This window comes from Massilia orientalis (assembly GCF_030411975.2).
In the GTDB taxonomy this organism is placed as follows: Bacteria; Pseudomonadota; Gammaproteobacteria; order Burkholderiales; family Burkholderiaceae_D; genus Telluria; species Telluria orientalis.
The window spans coordinates 1-16,782 of record NZ_JASNRB020000026.1 but is presented as its reverse complement, the minus strand read 5'-3'; the positions used below and the strand labels follow the sequence as shown (position 1 = coordinate 16,782).

The window sequence follows — 16,782 nt, the reverse complement described above, 5'->3', positions numbered from 1 at the left end:
TGCGTTGCCAACGGACGAAAGCGGCTCGTGCACGAATGGCGATCCGTCCGTCGATTGAGGATCAACTAATACGCCGATCAGCCGTTGGCCGATCCTCGATCGCTGAGAAAGACTGCGGGCTTTGCCGCAACCTGCGTGGCCGTACCGCAATTCCTCGACCTGTACTCGCATGTGTTGCCGCGCAAGGCACACTCTTACTTCCCGCTTTGCAACGACGACGCCCCATTCGTGGGGCGCGCCGTACATGGGCCAATTTTATGGAAAAATTTCTTGGCGTGAAATTTCAATATCGATTTTTGAAACTGGCGTTGCAACATCATGTGCCAATTCAATCGTATATCTAGCCTTCGGCACAATCCATTTCTTTTGCGCCACAGAAAAATCGGCGATGGTGCGAAGCTCTGCCTTGACCTCGACGATTGTAGATTCTCCAGCTTTTAAAAACGGTTTGCTCCAGCCAACAAGACGTCGCGTTGTACCTGGACGTGACATATATACCTGTGGTACGTCGGCGCCATCACGCTGGCCAGTATTTTGACGCGAAAGCGTAACGTCACGCCGTTTTTCGCGTTAGAAACCGAGAATTTATCATAGCGAAACGACGAATAGCTCCGACCAAAACCGAACGGGTATATCGGCTTCTTGTTGTTGCGTTCAAACCAGCGATAACCTATGTCAGATCCCTCAGGATAGCGAAATCGGAACGGCATACGATCTGCCTGATAACCGAAAGCCTTGCGGACCTCCATATTTGCACGTGGCACATCGGATCCGGGTAAAGTCGGCAGCGGCAGCTGGTCGATTCCGAGCGGCCAAGTGACCGGAAGATGTCCCGAGGGATTCACATCGCCGGAAATAATTCTTGCGATGGCGACGGCCCCTCGCTGGCCCGGATACCATGCCGCCAGGATAGATTTCACCTTCGAAGCCCATGGCATCAGTACCGGATTACCGGTCTCGAGTACAACCAACGTGTTCTTGTTTTCTTCTGCAACAGCACTGATGAGCTCGTCTTGGCCGCCACCGAGGGACATGTCAGCGCTGTCATCCGATTCGTTTGACCACTTTTCGGCAAATATGACGACAACATCTGCGCTGCGAGACAAGGCAACTGCTGCGGCAATGTCCTTTCCATCCGCATAATCCACCTGGCTCTTGGGAAAGGTATCCAGCAATGCCTTGAGCGGTGCGAGACCGCCATAGCTGCGTTTAATGGGCCCTTTATGGGGGATTTCGAGTGCAAACCCACCTACCGGGACGACCTGCGATGAGCCTCCTCCAGAAAGGACACCCTCTCGTGCATGTCCACCAATAACAGCGATTCGCTTCGGGGAGAATGTAATAGGTAAGAAGTTATTTTCGTTCTGCAGCAGAACGATCCCGCCTTCAGCCTCTGCTTGAGCAATCTTCTCGTGCGAACCATAATCAATCCGAGACCCCGCCAGCGGCGGATTGTCTACGACTCCGCTGGCGAAGAGCGACCTTAAAATTCTGGTGACTGCCAAGTCCACGGCTTTGTATGGAATACTCCCGTCTTTTAGTTTAGGCTCCAATTCTTTACTAAAGAACTGTTTAGTGTCGATATTTCCGCCAGATTTCTGGTCCAAGCCGCGGACAAGGGACTCAACGGAATGGACCGCCCCCCAGTCGGACATCACAAAACCTTTGTAATTCCATTCGTGCCTCAAAACATCGTTAAGCAGGAAACTGTTCTCGCAGGTGTAGACGTCGTTGACACGATTGTACGAGCACATGACCGAGCCTGGATTTCCGATCTCGTTCGCGATCTGGAACCCAAGGAGCTCGGTTTCACGCATTTCCTTTTCATCCATATCGACCGAGTACACTGCCCTTCCTGTTTCCTGATTATTCAAGGCAAAGTGCTTCAGGGTCGATATAATTTTGTTGCTCTGAACGCCGGCGATGGAATGGCCTGCGAGAACACCCGTCAGCAATGGGTCTTCACTGATATACTCGAAGTTTCGACCGGCGCGTGGATCGCGAATCAGATTCGCTCCTCCGCCCAGGAGAATGCCAAACCCGTTCGAACGCGCTTCCGATCCGACCATTTCACCAGATCTGAAAGCCAACGAGGTATCCCAGGATGAGCCCAAGAGCAACGAAGCAGGCAGCGCCGTGGCAACAAAGCCCTTGCGCAAATTCCCGATGTTTGAAATACCCAAACTTGCGTCGGTTTCCTTTACCGCCTGGATGCCAAGTCGAGGTACGCCAATAGGATTTGCGTTGATAATTTGAATCTTCTCTTCATGGGTCATCGCTGCCAGAGCGGCGGCGGCGCGAGCGTCGGGCGACAGATTCGGATTTGACCATTCCCCGGTGGTAACGGCCTCCTGCCTGGCGGATTGGACACTATCTTGAGCATAAAGTGTCTCTTGTGCTTTCGATACGTTGGGTCCAAGCGAAGCAAGGCTCAATGCGACGGCACTGCAGATCTTGTTCCGGCCTGTCCGTTTGTACTTGTTCGGGTTGTTCTGACGCTGAAATTTCATCGTTACTCCCTTCGGCTTATTGATCAGCAAGCAAGTGCGCCCCGATGTCGCGCACCGATTTTGCGCCGGTCAGCACCATGTTCGTCCGCATATCTTTTTCCAGGATCGCAAACAGCCGCTCCACGCCGGCCTGGCCTTGCGCGGCCAGCGCGTACACGAACGCGCGCCCGATCAGGACCCCATCAGCGCCGAGGGCCAGCATGCGGAACACGTCCGTACCGGTACGCACACCGCCGTCCGCGAAAATCGTCATCTTTCCCTTGACCGCATCGGCGATGGCCGGCAAGGCCCGAGCCGTCGACAATGCGCCGTCCAGCTGGCGTCCGCCATGGTTCGACACGACGATTCCATCCGCGCCAAAGGCCAATGCGTCGCGCGCATCGTCACTATCGAGGATGCCCTTGATCACCAGCTTGCCCTTCCACTCGTCGCGGATCCACTCGAGGTCGCGCCAACCGATGGCGGGATCGAAATTGGCACCGAGCCATCCGATATAGTCCTGGAGTCCGGTGGCATGCCCCCGGTAGGCCGAAATGTTGCCGAGATCGTGAGGACGCCCACGCAGTCCGACGTCGAGTGCCCACCGCGGGTGCAGCATGGACTGGATCACGCGCCGCAGTGACGCGTTCGGGCCGCTCATGCCGCTATGCGCGTCACGGTAACGCGCGCCGGGCACCGGCATGTCCACGGTGAAGACGAGGGTCGTCGCTCCCAGGTCGCTGGCGCGCTTCATGACGTCACGCATGAAGCCCCGGTCCTTCAACACGTAAAGCTGGAACCAGATCGGTCTGGAGGCCTGCGCAGCAACTTCGGCCAGCGGGCACACGGACACCGTCGACTGGATGAACGGGATATTTCGATTACACGCGGCGCGAACCGCCTGCACTTCGCCGCGCCGTGCATACATGCCGGTCAGCCCTACAGGGGCCAGCGCAATGGGCAAGTCATACCGCTGGCCGAACCATTCCACACCGAGATCGAGCTGCTCCGAACCGCGCATGACACGCTGGCGCAGCCTGACGGATTGCAGGTCATCGACATTGGCACGCAGCGTCTCCTCAGCGCCTGCTCCGCCGTCCAGGTAGTGGAAGAGGAAGGGGGGCAATACGCGGCGTGCAGCCGCGCGATAGTCGGTCGCGGATGAAATAATCACGGTAAATAATGAAGAAGTACGGTTGGAATCGATCCCGGAGACGGCTTATTGCACTGCCTCGAGCCCGGCCGCGGCATCGAGGATCGACAGGAATTGCTGTGCGTCGAGCGACGCACCGCCGATCAAACCGCCATCGATGTCGGGCATCGCCAGCAGCTCCGGGGCATTGTCCGGCTTCATGCTTCCCCCGTACAGGATGCGCACACGTTGCGAGGCAGTGGCGGAATACCTCGCAAGACATTGCCGGATGAATGCGTGGGCCTGCTGGGCCACGGTTGCGGTCGCCGTCACACCGCTGCCGATCGCCCAGACAGGTTCATACGCGACCGTAAAGGACATGAAATGCTCACTCTCGGTCAGCGCATCGGCGACGACACGGATCTGGCGCGACAGCACATCGTATGTCCGCCCGCTCATGCGCTCGTCCCAAGTCTCGCCGACGCAGACGATCGGGTTCAGCCCGACCGCCAGCGCCCGCAGGGTCTTGCGGGCCACGGTTTCGTCGCATTCGCCGTGGGACGTACGCCGTTCGGAATGTCCGAGCAAAACATAACGACATCCGAGGTCGGCCAGCATAGTTGCGGACACCTCCCCCGTGCGGGCGCCGTTCGCATGTTCGGACAGATCCTGTGCGCCGAGTGCAACGGCGGTCGCGGACAGGACCCGCTCACACAGGTCGAGATACACGAATGGCGGACAGATCGCCACGTCGCATTCCGGCCGCGCCGTCCTCGCGCCGATGGCGCCCAGCAGCTCGAGGACAGTCTGCCTGTTCCCATTCATCTTCCAGTTTCCAACAACGAGTTTGCGACGCACCTCAGCTCCCATGAATGCCCTCGTCAGACGATGCCGCTGCTGCTCGCGCCGGCCTTGGCCGGACGCGCGCTCGCTGCAAGGTCGCGGTACCCGCTTGCGCGGTAGCATGCGACCGGATCGACCGCCCCGCCCTTGCGCACGCGAGCCATGGCCAGGATCGGCGAGACGTCGGTGCGGAATGCGGCCTTGAGCGCCTGGGCAGCCAGCAGCACATCGTTCGAGCGTTGCAGTTCAGCGAGCCTGGTCCTGTCGACGAGCGCAGCCTGCACGTACGCACGCTGTACCTCGACGGCACTGTTCATGAGGCTCTCGATAGGATCCGTCACGTTATGCGACTGATCGAGCATGTACGCGGGCCGGAAGGTGGCGCCGTCGCGCTGCGCGGCGTCGGCCAGCTCGTTGAAGACCAGGAACAGCTGGAACGGGTTGATCGAGCCGGAATCCAGGTCGTCGTCGCCGTACTTGCTGTCGTTGAAGTGGAAGCCGCCCAGCTTGCCGAATTGCGCGAGGCGCGCGACGATCATTTCGATGTTCGTGTTCGGCGCGTGGTGGCCCAGGTCGACGAGGCATTTCGCTTTCGGGCCGAGCGCGGTGGCGCACGCAAAGCTCGTGCCCCAGTCGGCGATGGTCGTCGCGTAGAACGCCGGCTCGAACAGCTTGTGTTCGATGAAGACGTTCCAGTCGTCCGGCAGCGCCGCGTAGATTTCGCGCATGCTGTCCAGATAGCGCTCCAGCGCGCCGCGCAGGTTGCTCTGTCCCGGGAAGTTGGCACCGTCACCCACCCACACCGTCAGCGCCTTCGACCCGAGTTCGCGCCCGAGCTCGATGCACTCGATGTTGTGCTTGACGGCCTGGGCACGCGTCGCTGCCGCGATGGCTGTCAGGCTGCCGTATTTGTACGTGTGTTCCTGGCTCTGCTGGTCCTGGAACGTGTTCGAATTGACAGCATCGAAGGCGAGGCCAAGCGCGTCCGCATGCTGGCGCAGCTCGTTCGCATCCGTCGGTTTATCCCACGGGAAGTGCGGCGACACGGCAGGCGTGGCGCGCGTCAACTGGTTGATGACGGCGCAGTCGTCCAGTTTTTCGAACACGTTGCGCGGCTCGCCGCGGCCCGGAAAGCGCGCGAAGCGGGTACCGCCCGTGCCCACGCCCCAGCTGGGAACGGCCACTGCGAAGTCCTGCGCGAGCGAGGTCAATGCTTCGATGTCCTGCCCGCGGCGGGCGAGCATGCCTCCCAGCGCGTCATAGTCGGCCTGCAGCTGTGCGGATGCTTTGGCATTCTGTTCGGCCACCAGGCCGGCGTCGATCAAGTCTTTCATGTTTCGTGTCTCCTTGACAGCGAAGCCACCAGCAGGCTTGCTTCGCTGCGTATTCCTTGTAATGGTCAGCGCGTGAATGCCGCTGCGTTGCCGGCGTCGACGTTCAGGACGTTGCCCGTGCTCTTGCCCGCTTTTTCGCTGGAGAAGAAATACACGGCTTCTGCGATGTCCTCGGGCAGGACGCTGCGCTTGAGCATGCTGCGCTTGCGGTAGAACTCTTCCACGTCGTCGGCTTCGATCTTGTTCGACGCCGCGCGCTCTTCTTTCCATTTGCCGTCCCAGATGCGCGAGCCGCGGATGACGGCGTCTGGATTGACGACGTTGACGCGGATGCCGTGCTCCGCGCCTTCCAGCGCGATGCAGCGCGCCAGATGGATCTCGGCCGCCTTCGCCGTGCAGTACGCCGACGCACCAGCGGAAGCGACAAGGCCGTTCTTGCTGCCGACGAAGACCATGCTGCCGCCCAGCTTTTGCTGCTTCATGATCTGGAAGGCATTGCGGCTGACAAGGAAGTAACCGGTCACGAGGATGTCCTGGTTGCGCTTCCAGACCTCAAGCGACGTTTCGTCCAGCGGCGCGGCCGACGCGATGCCCGCGTTCGACACGAGCAGGTCGACGCCACCGAAGCGCAGCGCGGTTGCCGAGAGAATGCCGGCGACCTGGCTTTCATCTGTGATGTTCGCCTGCACGGTGCCGACCGTGTCCTTGCCGGCCACCTTGACGAGGTTCTCCTGCGCCGATTCCAGCGCTGCCGCGTCGATATCGGTCAGCATCACGCACGCGCCTTCCTGCAGCAGCTGGCGCGCGACAGCCTGGCCGATGCCACCGGCGCCGCCGGTTACGAGCGCGATGCGGCCCGCGAGGCTCTTCGGCTTGGGCATGCGCTGCAGCTTTGCTTCTTCGAGCAGCCAGTATTCGATGTCGAAGGCTTCCTGTTCCGGCAGGCCGACGTATTCATCGACGCCATTCGCACCACGCATCACGTTGATGGCGTTGACATAGAACTCGCCGGCGATGCGCGCGGTCGCCTTGTCCTTCGCGAACGACAGCATGCCCACGCCCGGGATCAGGTAGATGATCGGGTTGGCGTCGCGGATCTTCGGGGAGGTGGCACGTTTGCAGCGCTCGTAGTAAGCGGTATAGTCCGCGCGGTAGGCTTCCAGAGCCTGGTCGAGGCCGTTCACGAGGCGATCGAGATCGGGCGCGGTCGGGTCGAAGTCCAGCACGAGAGGACGGATCTTGGTGCGCAGGAAGTGGTCCGGGCACGACGTACCAAGTGCGGCCAGCGGCGCGAGATCGGCGCTGCCGACGAATTCCAGGACGGCGTCGGAATCATCGAAGTGGCCGAGCTTGTATTCATCCTTGCTGATTTTGCCCCGCAGCAGCGGCATAAGGCGCGACGCGATGGCGGCACGCTCCTGCGCAGGCAACGGCGCATATTTGCTGCCACCGAACACCGGCTGCTTGACGTTCGCGGCGAGCCAGTCTTCCGCGCGCCTTATGATCGCCAGGGTCGTCTCGTAGCACGACTTGGCGGTATCACCCCAGGTGAACAGACCGTGTCCTTCCAGGATGATGCCTTTCAGATGCGGTTGTTCCTGCGACAGCTTTTCCAGTTTCAGCCCGAGGTCATAACCCGGACGTTGCCACGGCAGCCAACCCAGTTCGCCTTCGAAGATCTTCTCCGTGAGCGCACGGCTGTTCCTGCAGGCCGCGATCGCAATCACCGAATCCGGATGCATGTGATCGACGTGCTTGCGCTGGATGTAGGCATGCAGCGGCGTGTCGATGGATGCCGCACGTGGGTTCAGGTTGAACGTGCAGTACGGCAGGTAACCGACCATCTCGTCCTCGTGTTCCAGGCCGCGGTAACGTCCTTTCAGCGCTTCCAGCTTGTCCATGTAGAGGGTCGAGAAACCGTCCAGCTTGATGCTGCCGAGGTCTCCTCCGGAACCCTTCACCCACAACACGTCGACCTGCGCGCCGCTGAGCGGATCGGTCATCGCAATCTTGGCGGACGTGTTGCCGCCGCCGAAGTTCGTGATGCGCAGGTCGGAGCCGAGCAGGTTCGAACGGTACAACAACAATTCGGGTTCGCTCAGGGTGGCGGCGTGCTGGTCATCCCAGCGCGACGTGATTGGTTCCTTCTGCTTCGTTTCGCTCATCGTGCCCATCAAAAAGGTCTCCATACAGTTAGCGGCTATCGCCCGATAGCATTCATGTCTCACCTACAAACCACGGATGCATTGCGTCCGCGGCGTCTAAAACTAGTAAAAGACACGCGGATAACTGGTGTCAACGGGCCGGCGGCCAGATTGGCCCGCAAGCAGCGAATAATCATCGGAATGATTCGTTTGATCGCATTTGAGCGACAAGCGCGCGAAATAATCATTTATTTGACACGCTTTGCGATTGACCATGACTACATGACTCACTAATCTCTTCGAACGGAAACGGTCGAACACAAGAACAACGGCCGATGGAGGAGACGAACATGGTGAACCACAAGCGCCGCAAGAGCTTGTTGAAACTGCTCGCCGAGCATCAGGTGGTGACGGTTCCGCAGCTGGTGGAATGGCTGAACGCCTCGCCAGCAACCGTCCGACGCGACATCAACTGGCTCGCGGATCGCAAACTGCTGGCGCGCACACGGGGCGGCGCCAGGAACATCGAACAGAAGAGCCGCCAGCATCCGCTGGCAAGCGAAACTTTCGACAACAACATCCAGTGCTTCGCATCGCGCAAACGGGCCATCGCGCGTTACGCCGCATCGATGTGCTCGGACGAGGAAACCATCATCATCAACGGCGGCACGACGACGTTCATGATGGCGGAATTTCTCACCGAAAAGCCCCTCAAGATCCTGACCAATTCGTTCCTGATGGCGGAGCGCCTGCTGGTGTCCAGCAAAAGCGAAGTCATCGTGCCCGGCGGCACGATTTATCGTGAACAGAATGTCATTCTCTCGCCGTTCGACAACGACATCACGCAGCACCATTACGCCAGCAAGATGTTCATGAGCGTGTATGGCCTGTCGCTACTCGGCTTGATGGAAGCCGATCCTGTCCTGATCCAGGCCGAGAAGCGGCTGATCAGTCAGACCGAAGAACTGATCGTGCTGGCCGACAGCTCGAAGTTCGCACGCAGGGCCGGCCTCATCCTGTGCGGGCTCGACCGGGTGTCGACTGTGATCACCGATACGGACGTATCGGATAAAGCGGTCCAGATGCTTGAACAGAGTGGGGTCAAAGTGATCACTGTACAACCCGATCAAACGGACGCATACGGATCGGAGCACGACGGCGACGCCCTGTCACTTGATGGCCAGTACGACTTGAATTCCCCAAACACGTACTACATGGAGATGCTCAATTGAATTTTCGAAGACTCTTGCTGAGCGCGGTCGCCCTCGGCATCCTCGTTGGCAGCGCCGGCTGCCAGAAAAAGCCCGAGAAGACCCGCATTGCCATGGTTGTGAAAAACCTCGGTAACGGCTTTTTCAACGCGGCCCATATCGGCGCGGACGAGGCGGCCAGACAGATCGGCGGCATCGAGGTCATCTATACCGGTCCCACGACCCCGAGCGCCGAAGGGCAGATCGAGATCATCAACTCTTTGATCAGCCAAAAGGTCGATGCAATCGTTATCTCCGCCAACGATCCGAACGCGCTGGTCCCGATCGCGAAAAAAGCGATGCAACGCGGAATCAAGGTGGTCTCCTTCGACAGTGGCCTGGCGCCGGAGGGGCGCCTGATGCAGCTGAACCCCTCCAACGCCGAGCTGATCGGTGAGAAGCAGGTGCAGATGGCCGCCAGCGCCATCGGCGGCGCCGGCGAAATCGCAATCCTGTCGGCCTCGGCCCAGGCCACCAACCAGAACATCTGGATCGGCGTGATGAAAAAGGTGCTGCAGGAGCCGCAGTACGCCAAGGTCAAGCTGGTCGCTACGGTGTACGGCGACGACCAGTCCGACAAGAGTTACCGCGAGGCGATCGGCCTGCTGCGCAGCCACCCCGACCTGAAGGCGATCATCGCTCCCACCACGGTCGGCATCGTGGCCGCAGCCAAGGCGGTCGTCGACGAAAAGCTGGTCGGCAAGGTGTTCGTGACCGGGCTCGGCCTGCCATCCGAAATGGCCGGCCATGTGAAGAGCGGCGCGGTGAAGGAATTTGCGATCTGGAATCCGATCGACCTGGGCTACGCGGCGACGTATGCCGCCGCCGAGTTCGTCAAGGGCACGGCTCAGCCACAGCCCGGCACCGCGGTCTCGGTTGGGCGCATGGGCAACGTCACACTCGACGCCAACCGCGAAGCTGCTCTTGGCCCGCCATTTACGTACAACAGCGACAACGTCGACAAGTTCGCGAAGCTGTTCTGACGCTCCCTCTGCGGCCTGATCATCGGCTGCAGTTTTGCATGTCGTCCCCCCGCGCGGGGACGGAGAGTCTCTGCTGCGCGTGTCGTTCCTGTTCTCGACACGTGCCGCGGCCACAATCACAACCTGTCCGCCCATTCGTATGTCAGTCACACAACTGTCCAGCCCTACTCCACACCGCGGCGCCACGCCGCAGAGCACCGATGCCCCCGCGCCGGTGCTGCAGCTGACCGGGATCAGCAAACGCTTCAACGGCATCGTGGCCCTGAACGGCATGAACCTCAATATCCGGGCTGGCGAGGTCATGGCCCTGATAGGCGAGAACGGCGCCGGAAAGTCCACCCTGGTCAAGACATTGACCGGCATTTACCGGCCCGACGGCGGTGCCATCAACCTGGACGGCAAGCCTGTGTCTTTCGGCAGCCCGCAGGAAGCGATGGCCGCCGGGATCACCGCCGTGCACCAGGAAACCGTGATGTTCGACGAGCTGTCGGTGGCCGAGAACATCTACGTCGGGCGGCAACCTGCGACGGGCACCGCGCGCCGCATCGACTGGAAACGCATCGAAGCGGAGGCCGAAGCCTTATTCGCGCGCCTCGAGGTCGACCTGCCGGTGCGCGCCCGCGTGAAGGACCTGTCCGTGGCACAGCGCCATTTCGTCGAGATCGCACGCGCCCTGTCGCAGGACGCGCGCGTAGTGATCATGGACGAGCCGACCGCCGCACTGTCGCAGCGCGAGATCCGGGAGTTGTATCGCATCATCGCGCAGCTCAAGGCCGCCGGTACCGCAGTCATCTTCATCTCGCACAAGTTCGACGAGATCTACCAGGTGGCCGACCGGTATACGGTGCTCCGGGACGGCAATTTTGTCGCCGAGGGCAGCCTGGCGGACATTTCCGAGTCCGAACTGGTGGCGCTGATGGTCGGCCGCGCGGTGCACCAGGCGTATCCGAAGGAGATCGCGGCAATCGGCGGACCGCTACTGGAAGTGGAAAACCTGTGCCACCCGACCGAATTCGACGGCGTCGGTTTTGCGCTTCGCAAAGGCGAAATCCTGGGCTTCTACGGCCTGGTCGGCGCCGGCCGTTCGGAGGTCATGCAGGCCTTGTTCGGCATGACGGCCGACGTCCGCGGCACCGTGCGCCTGGACGGCAAGACCATCCGGGTCGCCACCCCGAGGGACGCGATCGCTCATGGCATTGCCTACGTACCGGAAGACCGGCAGCACCATGGCGCGCATCTGACGATGCCGATCATGCACAACATCACGCTGCCGATCCTGTCGCGGATCGGCTTCTTCCTGCGCGGCAAGCGGGCCGCCGAGACGGCGATTGCACGCCACTTTTCGGAGCAGCTGGAGCTGAAGGCCAGTCACCTCACGCAGCATGTCGCCGAACTCTCGGGAGGTAACCAGCAAAAGGTAGTACTCGGCAAGTGGCTGGCCACCGAACCGAAAGTGATCATCCTCGACGAGCCGACCAAGGGCATCGATATCGGATCGAAGGCAGCCGTCCATCGCTTCATCAGCCAGCTGGTCACGCGCGGCTTGTCCGTGATCCTGGTGTCTTCCGAATTGCCCGAAGTGCTGGGCATGGCCGACCGCGTCGTGGTCATGCACCACGGTCGGGTGCAGCGGGTGTTCGAGCGCGCCGATGCCACGCCCGAGCGCGTCGTCGCCGCGGCATCGGGCATCGAGCTGGCCAACGACAATCTGGAGGTCCAATGAATCTGTTGAAACAACGCGAGTCCCTGCTCGCCCTGATGATCGTCATGCTGATCGGCCTGGTCGGCCTGCGCGCGCCGGTCTTTCTCACCCCGTCGTCGCTGGGCAACCTGGTCACGGACAGTACGCTCCTGGTGATGTTGACGCTGACCCAGATGCTGGTCATCGTCACCCGCGGCATCGACCTGTCGGTGGCATCCAACCTGGCGCTGTCGGGCATGGTGGCCGCCATGCTGGCGTCGCACAATCCCGGGCTGCCGCTGGCGCTCGTGGTCGCGTTGGCGATCCTCGTTGGCCTGGGCCTGGGGCTGGTCAACGGCTGGCTGATCGGCTATCTGCAGCTGCCGCCGATCGTCGTCACCCTTGGTACGATGAGTGTCTACCGCGGCATGGTCTTCGTACTCTCGGGCGGTGCCTGGGTGTCCGCGCACCAGATGCCGCACGAGTTCATCGCCTTTCCGCTGACCCGGCTGTTCGCGCTGCCGCACCTGGTGTGGCTGGCCGCGGCGATGCTGGTCCTGATGGCGTTTCTTGCGCGGCATACCCGGTTCGGACGGGACCTGTACGCGGTCGGCAACGCGCCGCAGTGCGCCGGTTACATCGGCATCCCGATCGCGCGCCGCCTGCTGTGGGTCTATGGCCTGTCCGGCGCCGTGGCCGGCCTGTGCGGCTACCTGTGGGTGGCGCGTTACGCGGTCGCCTACACGGAGGTCGCCTACGGTTTCGAATTCACCGTGATCGCGGCCTGCGTCATCGGCGGCGTCAGCATCGGTGGCGGCATCGGTTCGGTGCCGGGCGCGATGCTGGGCGCACTGTTCCTGTCGGTGATCGGCAACGCGCTGCCCGTGCTGCAGGTCTCGCCGTTCTGGCAGAGCGCCCTCACCGGCCTGGTGATCCTGGTCGCCGTGCTGATCAACGCACGCGGCAAAACGAGCCGCGGCCGCCAGATCCTTCCCCTGCATACCAACGACATGAAGAGCGCAGCATGAATCCGATCACCATGACGCCCAACGAAAAGACGTCGCGCTATACGATCCTCGACCGTGAAAATACCAAACTGAAGCATGTGCTGACGCGCTGGGAAAGCCTGCTGGCCATGCTGTTCGTACTCGTGTTCGTGGCCAACAGCATCGTCCTGCCTTACTTTCTCGACCCGTACAACCTGCTCGACGGCACCACGAACTTCAGCGAGAAGGCGCTGATCGCGCTGCCGATGGCGCTGCTCATCATTTGCCGCGAGATCGACGTCTCGGTGGCCGGCACCCTTGCGCTGTCCTCGGTCGCGATGGGCCTCGCCAAGGGCGCCGGCCTGCCGCCCGCAATGCTGCCTGTCGTGGCGCTGGCGACCGGCGCCGCCTGCGGCTTCCTGAACGGCGTGCTGGTCACCCGTTACGCCCTGCCGTCAATCGTCGTCACGATCGGCACCGTATCGCTATATCGCGGCCTGGCCAGCGTCGTCCTGGGAGACAAGGCGTTCACCGGATATCCCGAGCTGATGACGGACTGGGGCCAGGGCTATTTCTTCGGCATCGTGCCGCGCGAGTTCGTGGTGTTGCTGGCGTGTGCCGCGCTGTTCGCAGTGCTGCTGCACACAACCGTCTGGGGCCGCCGCATCTACGCGATCGGCAACAACCCCGACGCCGCGCGCTTTTCCGGCATCGCCGTCGACCGCTACCGGCTCGCGCTGTTCATGCTGACGGGCGCGATGGCCGGGCTGGCGGCGTTCCTGCTGACGGGACGCATCGGCAGCACCCGTCCCAACATCGCGACCGGCTGGGAGCTGGAAGTCATCACGATGGTGATCCTGGGCGGCGTCAGCATCGCCGGCGGTACAGGCACCATCGGCGGCGTCATGCTCGCGGTACTGACCATGGGCACGCTGACCTACGGCATGTCGCTGGCCAACATTCCCGGTATCTACATGACGATCGTCGTCGGCGTGCTGCTGCTGGTGACGATCGCGGTATCGCGTGTGCTGCGCGGCCGCTCGACCCGGGCATGAGGCAAGGCACGCCATGAACGACGCCCTGATCATCCTCGATATCGGCAAGACCAACGTCAAGCTGGCCCTGGTCGACGCCTGCGGACGCATGATTGCCGAGCAACGGCGCCCCAACACGGTATTGATGAGCGGCCCCTATCCGCATCACGATACCGATGGCATCTGGGACTGGCTGCTTGCCACCTGCCGCGTATTCGCCACGCAGGCCGACGTCACCGCCATCGTGCCTGTCACCCATGGCGCCACCGCCGCACTGGTGGACGACAACGGCCTGGTGCTGCCGGTACTCGATTACGAAGCGCCGCTGACGGGAATCGATTACGACCCGGTGCGGCCCGCCTATGCCGAAACCTGTTCGCCCAATCTGCCGGCGGGACTGAACCTGGGGCGCCAGCTGGCCTGGCTGCAGCAGCACTTCCCGCGCGAATTTGGACACGCACGCCATATCCTCATGTATCCGCAGTACTGGGCCTGGCGCCTGTGCGGCGTGGCGGCCAGCGAAGCGACATCGTTGGGCTGTCATACCGACTTGTGGAACCCGCGTCGCCAGCAGTATTCAAGCCTGGTGGCACGCATGGGTTGGCAGGCGCTGATGCCGCCGCTGGCCCCGCCATCTGCGTCGCTGGGTACGCTGCGCCCCGAAGTTGCTTCAGCCTCCGGCCTGTCTCCTGCCTGCGAGGTCCTCTGCGGCATCCATGACAGTAATGCGTCGCTGGTTCGCTACCTCGACAAGAACGACCAGCGTGCGGAACGTACCGTGCTTTCCACCGGTACCTGGGTGATCGCCGCCGCCTTCGGGGCGGATCTGGCCAGGCTGCGCGAGGACGCGGACATGCTCGCGAACACCAACGCACGGGGCGAACCGGTGGCGTGCATGCGGTTCATGGGTGGTCGCGAATTCGGCGAACTTGCCGGCGCCCAGGCGAACGGTAACGCGTGCGCAATGGCTGACCTCGAGCGCGTCATCGAACGAGGTACCCTGGCCCTGCCGTGCTACGCGGGGACAGGAGGACCGTTCGCCGGCCGCACGGGACACGTCATTGGTCCGGCACCAATGAATGCCCAGGAACGCTATGCCCTGGCGACCCTGTACGTGGTGCTCATGACCGATTACTGCCTGTCTACGCTCGATACGGCAGGCCCCTTAACCGTCGAGGGCAGTTTCACCGCGAATCCTTGGTTCGGTCCACTGCTCGCTGCCCTGCGGCCGCAACAGGCCGTCAGCTATTCCGACGATGGCAGCGGCACCACCTGCGGTGGCTGGCTGTTGCGCTATCGTGATGGCACGCCCTCGGGGACCGGCATATTGACGCCACCTCTACCACTGCCAGGTCTGGCGGCTTACCGTGATCGCTGGCTCGAGGCCTTGACATGAAACGCTTGCTCGCTTGTCTGCTGTTCGCGGTGGCCGTTCCCTGGGCCAGCGCCAGTCCCGAGGTGGTTCCACTGTGGCCGGAAGGGGTGCCGGGCGCTCAACAGGCTGGTGCTGCATACCCCGGCGACGATCGGGCTTCGACGGCATATGCGCCCACGCTGACCGTGTATCGCCCCGCGATCGACCACGCGAACGGGACGGCGGTGATTATCTGCCCGGGCGGTGGGTACGTCGGACTGGCAGTCGATCACGAAGGTACCGACTATGCCCGTGCGCTCAACGACATGGGCGTCACCGCGTTTGTGTTGCGCTACCGGGTGCGGGCGCGCCATCCGGCGCCACTACTTGATGTACTACGTGCGATGCGTCTCGTGCGTTCCGAAGCCGGCCGCTATCACATCCGTCCGGATCGCATCGGCATCATCGGTAGCTCGGCGGGCGGCCATCTCGCAGCCAGCGCAGGCACCCTGTTCGATCATCCGCTCGGGCGCACCGGGGCAGACCTGGACAAGGTCAGCGCTCGTCCTGACTTCCTAATGCTGGTCTACCCGGTGATCACGATGACTGGCCCGAACGCGCACGCGGGTTCGCGCAGACAGCTGCTGGGCGCAGGTCCAACGGAAGAAGATCTGCGGCTGATGTCGGTTGAAATGCAGGTCACCGGCGCAACGCCGCCGACCTTGCTCGTTCATACGCAGCAAGACCGTTTGGTGCCAGTCGAGAACAGCATCCTGTTTTACCAGGCGCTGACGCGGGCTGGAGTGCCTGCCGAGATGTATTTGTTCGAACGTGGCGCCCACGGGATCGGTATGCGCTCGAAGCTCGGGACAACCTCGGCATGGCCTGTGCGTGTCAAGGAGTGGCTTGCGGGAAAAGGCTTTCTCGACTAGCTCGTCTGGTATTCCGCAGTCGGCGTGTATGCCAGTCAACGACATGTCGACGATACGCTTGGACGCGACCTCGGTCCGCGACGGACGATCATTCGACATCCACAGGCATACTGCCCACGTAATGTGACGAAGCAGCCGCGGAAGTGCCGCGCGGTACCGACGCGGATCCGCTCATGCTTGTCGGGCAATTGCGCTAAGTCCTCCGAGCGCCAAGCCTACCCCGAAAGGCTGCGCAAATTCTTGCTCTGGCGTCCCCACTGGGGTACGACTCGTCGTAGGTCATCTCGACGTATACAAATTCCATTGCGGGATTCGTATTGATGTTAAATCCAGACACCAAAAAGACAAAAGACCCGCAGCTCTCAGAGCTAGCGGGTCTCATGAATGTTAAAGATTTCTCTCTAACAATTGTCCTGGCGGAGGCGGTGGGAGTCCTAATGTCCTCGCAAACCGGCATTCTATCTAGGCTCTTCCGGCCGAGCGCTCTCATCATGCCCCCAAATCGGCCCCCAAAAACGTTGGCTAATCTTGGACGTCGGATGGTGTCCCCAGAAGTGGTGTATGAGAAGTGATTCTCGAGGGGCTGGGTCCCCGATCAGTTAATCACGGCGGAGAGCCGT

The 16,782-nt window shown here is 61.7% G+C and carries 13 protein-coding genes; 7 read left to right on the top strand and 6 right to left on the bottom strand.

Annotated features, from left to right (window positions below; translation table 11 throughout):
- Window positions 1-255 precede the first annotated feature (255 nt).
- The 6 genes from QPK29_RS28685 to QPK29_RS28660 all read right to left on the bottom strand — a co-directional run bounded on the left by QPK29_RS28685 (window position 256) and on the right by QPK29_RS28660 (window position 7,972).
- Entirely contained in the window at window positions 256-492 is a 237-nt protein-coding gene (locus QPK29_RS28685) for a fibronectin type III-like domain-contianing protein (RefSeq protein WP_371771863.1), read from the bottom strand.
- A complete protein-coding gene (locus tag QPK29_RS28680) occupies window positions 438-2,510 on the bottom strand; it encodes a glycoside hydrolase family 3 protein (protein WP_371771862.1) in 2,073 nt (690 codons plus the stop codon). Before QPK29_RS28680 ends, QPK29_RS28685 begins: the two co-directional genes overlap by 55 nt.
- A gap of 16 nt (window positions 2,511-2,526) precedes the next feature.
- The gene (gene lldD, locus QPK29_RS28675; protein WP_371771861.1) at window positions 2,527-3,663 is read right to left on the bottom strand and encodes an FMN-dependent L-lactate dehydrogenase LldD; all 1,137 of its coding nucleotides are present in this window, start codon (window positions 3,661-3,663) and stop codon (window positions 2,527-2,529) included.
- 45 nt (window positions 3,664-3,708) lie between these two features.
- A complete protein-coding gene (gene tpiA / locus QPK29_RS28670) occupies window positions 3,709-4,479 on the bottom strand; it encodes a triose-phosphate isomerase (RefSeq protein ID WP_371771860.1) in 771 nt (256 codons plus the stop codon).
- Between the two features lie 23 nt (window positions 4,480-4,502).
- The gene (rhaI, locus tag QPK29_RS28665) at window positions 4,503-5,798 is read right to left on the bottom strand and encodes an L-rhamnose catabolism isomerase (protein ID WP_371771859.1); all 1,296 of its coding nucleotides are present in this window, start codon (window positions 5,796-5,798) and stop codon (window positions 4,503-4,505) included.
- Window positions 5,799-5,863: 65 nt separating this feature from the next.
- The gene (locus tag QPK29_RS28660; protein WP_371771858.1) at window positions 5,864-7,972 is read right to left on the bottom strand and encodes a bifunctional rhamnulose-1-phosphate aldolase/short-chain dehydrogenase; all 2,109 of its coding nucleotides are present in this window, start codon (window positions 7,970-7,972) and stop codon (window positions 5,864-5,866) included.
- Window positions 7,973-8,292: 320 nt separating this feature from the next.
- Between QPK29_RS28660 and QPK29_RS28655 the strand changes: the two genes are divergently transcribed.
- The 7 genes from QPK29_RS28655 (at window position 8,293) to QPK29_RS28625 (ending at window position 16,162) form a co-directional block, all read left to right on the top strand.
- Complete coding sequence (locus QPK29_RS28655) at window positions 8,293-9,174, top strand: DeoR/GlpR family DNA-binding transcription regulator (RefSeq protein WP_371771857.1); 882 nt, start codon at window positions 8,293-8,295, stop codon at window positions 9,172-9,174.
- 17 nt (window positions 9,175-9,191) lie between these two features.
- Complete coding sequence (rhaS, locus tag QPK29_RS28650; protein WP_371771901.1) at window positions 9,192-10,175, top strand: rhamnose ABC transporter substrate-binding protein; 984 nt, start codon at window positions 9,192-9,194, stop codon at window positions 10,173-10,175.
- 139 nt (window positions 10,176-10,314) lie between these two features.
- Entirely contained in the window at window positions 10,315-11,898 is a 1,584-nt protein-coding gene (locus QPK29_RS28645) for a sugar ABC transporter ATP-binding protein (RefSeq protein WP_371771900.1), read from the top strand.
- The gene (locus tag QPK29_RS28640) at window positions 11,895-12,884 is read left to right on the top strand and encodes an ABC transporter permease (RefSeq protein WP_371771856.1); all 990 of its coding nucleotides are present in this window, start codon (window positions 11,895-11,897) and stop codon (window positions 12,882-12,884) included. The genes QPK29_RS28645 and QPK29_RS28640 overlap by 4 nt, the downstream gene beginning before the upstream one ends.
- On the top strand, window positions 12,881-13,897 hold the full coding sequence (locus tag QPK29_RS28635) for an ABC transporter permease (RefSeq protein ID WP_371771855.1): 1,017 nt from the start codon (window positions 12,881-12,883) through the stop codon (window positions 13,895-13,897). The genes QPK29_RS28640 and QPK29_RS28635 overlap by 4 nt, the downstream gene beginning before the upstream one ends.
- 13 nt (window positions 13,898-13,910) lie before the next feature.
- A complete protein-coding gene (locus tag QPK29_RS28630) occupies window positions 13,911-15,272 on the top strand; it encodes an FGGY-family carbohydrate kinase (protein WP_371771854.1) in 1,362 nt (453 codons plus the stop codon).
- A complete protein-coding gene (locus QPK29_RS28625; RefSeq protein WP_371771853.1) occupies window positions 15,269-16,162 on the top strand; it encodes an alpha/beta hydrolase in 894 nt (297 codons plus the stop codon). The genes QPK29_RS28630 and QPK29_RS28625 overlap by 4 nt, the downstream gene beginning before the upstream one ends.
- The last annotated feature ends 620 nt before the right edge of the window (window positions 16,163-16,782 follow it).

Bases quoted from the DNA above. Each gene is read 5' to 3' on its own strand.
- QPK29_RS28680 (WP_371771862.1), bottom strand. From the start codon at position 2,510: ATGAAATTTCAGCGTCAGAACAACCCGAACAAGTACAAACGGACAGGC.
- QPK29_RS28625 (WP_371771853.1), top strand. From the start codon at position 15,269: ATGAAACGCTTGCTCGCTTGTCTGCTGTTCGCGGTGGCCGTTCCCTGG.
- QPK29_RS28640 (WP_371771856.1), top strand. From the start codon at position 11,895: ATGAATCTGTTGAAACAACGCGAGTCCCTGCTCGCCCTGATGATCGTC.
- QPK29_RS28660 (WP_371771858.1), bottom strand. From the start codon at position 7,972: ATGGGCACGATGAGCGAAACGAAGCAGAAGGAACCAATCACGTCGCGC.
- QPK29_RS28655 (WP_371771857.1), top strand. From the start codon at position 8,293: ATGGTGAACCACAAGCGCCGCAAGAGCTTGTTGAAACTGCTCGCCGAG.
- QPK29_RS28645 (WP_371771900.1), top strand. From the start codon at position 10,315: ATGTCAGTCACACAACTGTCCAGCCCTACTCCACACCGCGGCGCCACG.
- QPK29_RS28635 (WP_371771855.1), top strand. From the start codon at position 12,881: ATGAATCCGATCACCATGACGCCCAACGAAAAGACGTCGCGCTATACG.
- QPK29_RS28685 (WP_371771863.1), bottom strand. From the start codon at position 492: ATGTCACGTCCAGGTACAACGCGACGTCTTGTTGGCTGGAGCAAACCG.
- QPK29_RS28630 (WP_371771854.1), top strand. From the start codon at position 13,911: ATGAACGACGCCCTGATCATCCTCGATATCGGCAAGACCAACGTCAAG.
- rhaI (WP_371771859.1), bottom strand. From the start codon at position 5,798: ATGAAAGACTTGATCGACGCCGGCCTGGTGGCCGAACAGAATGCCAAA.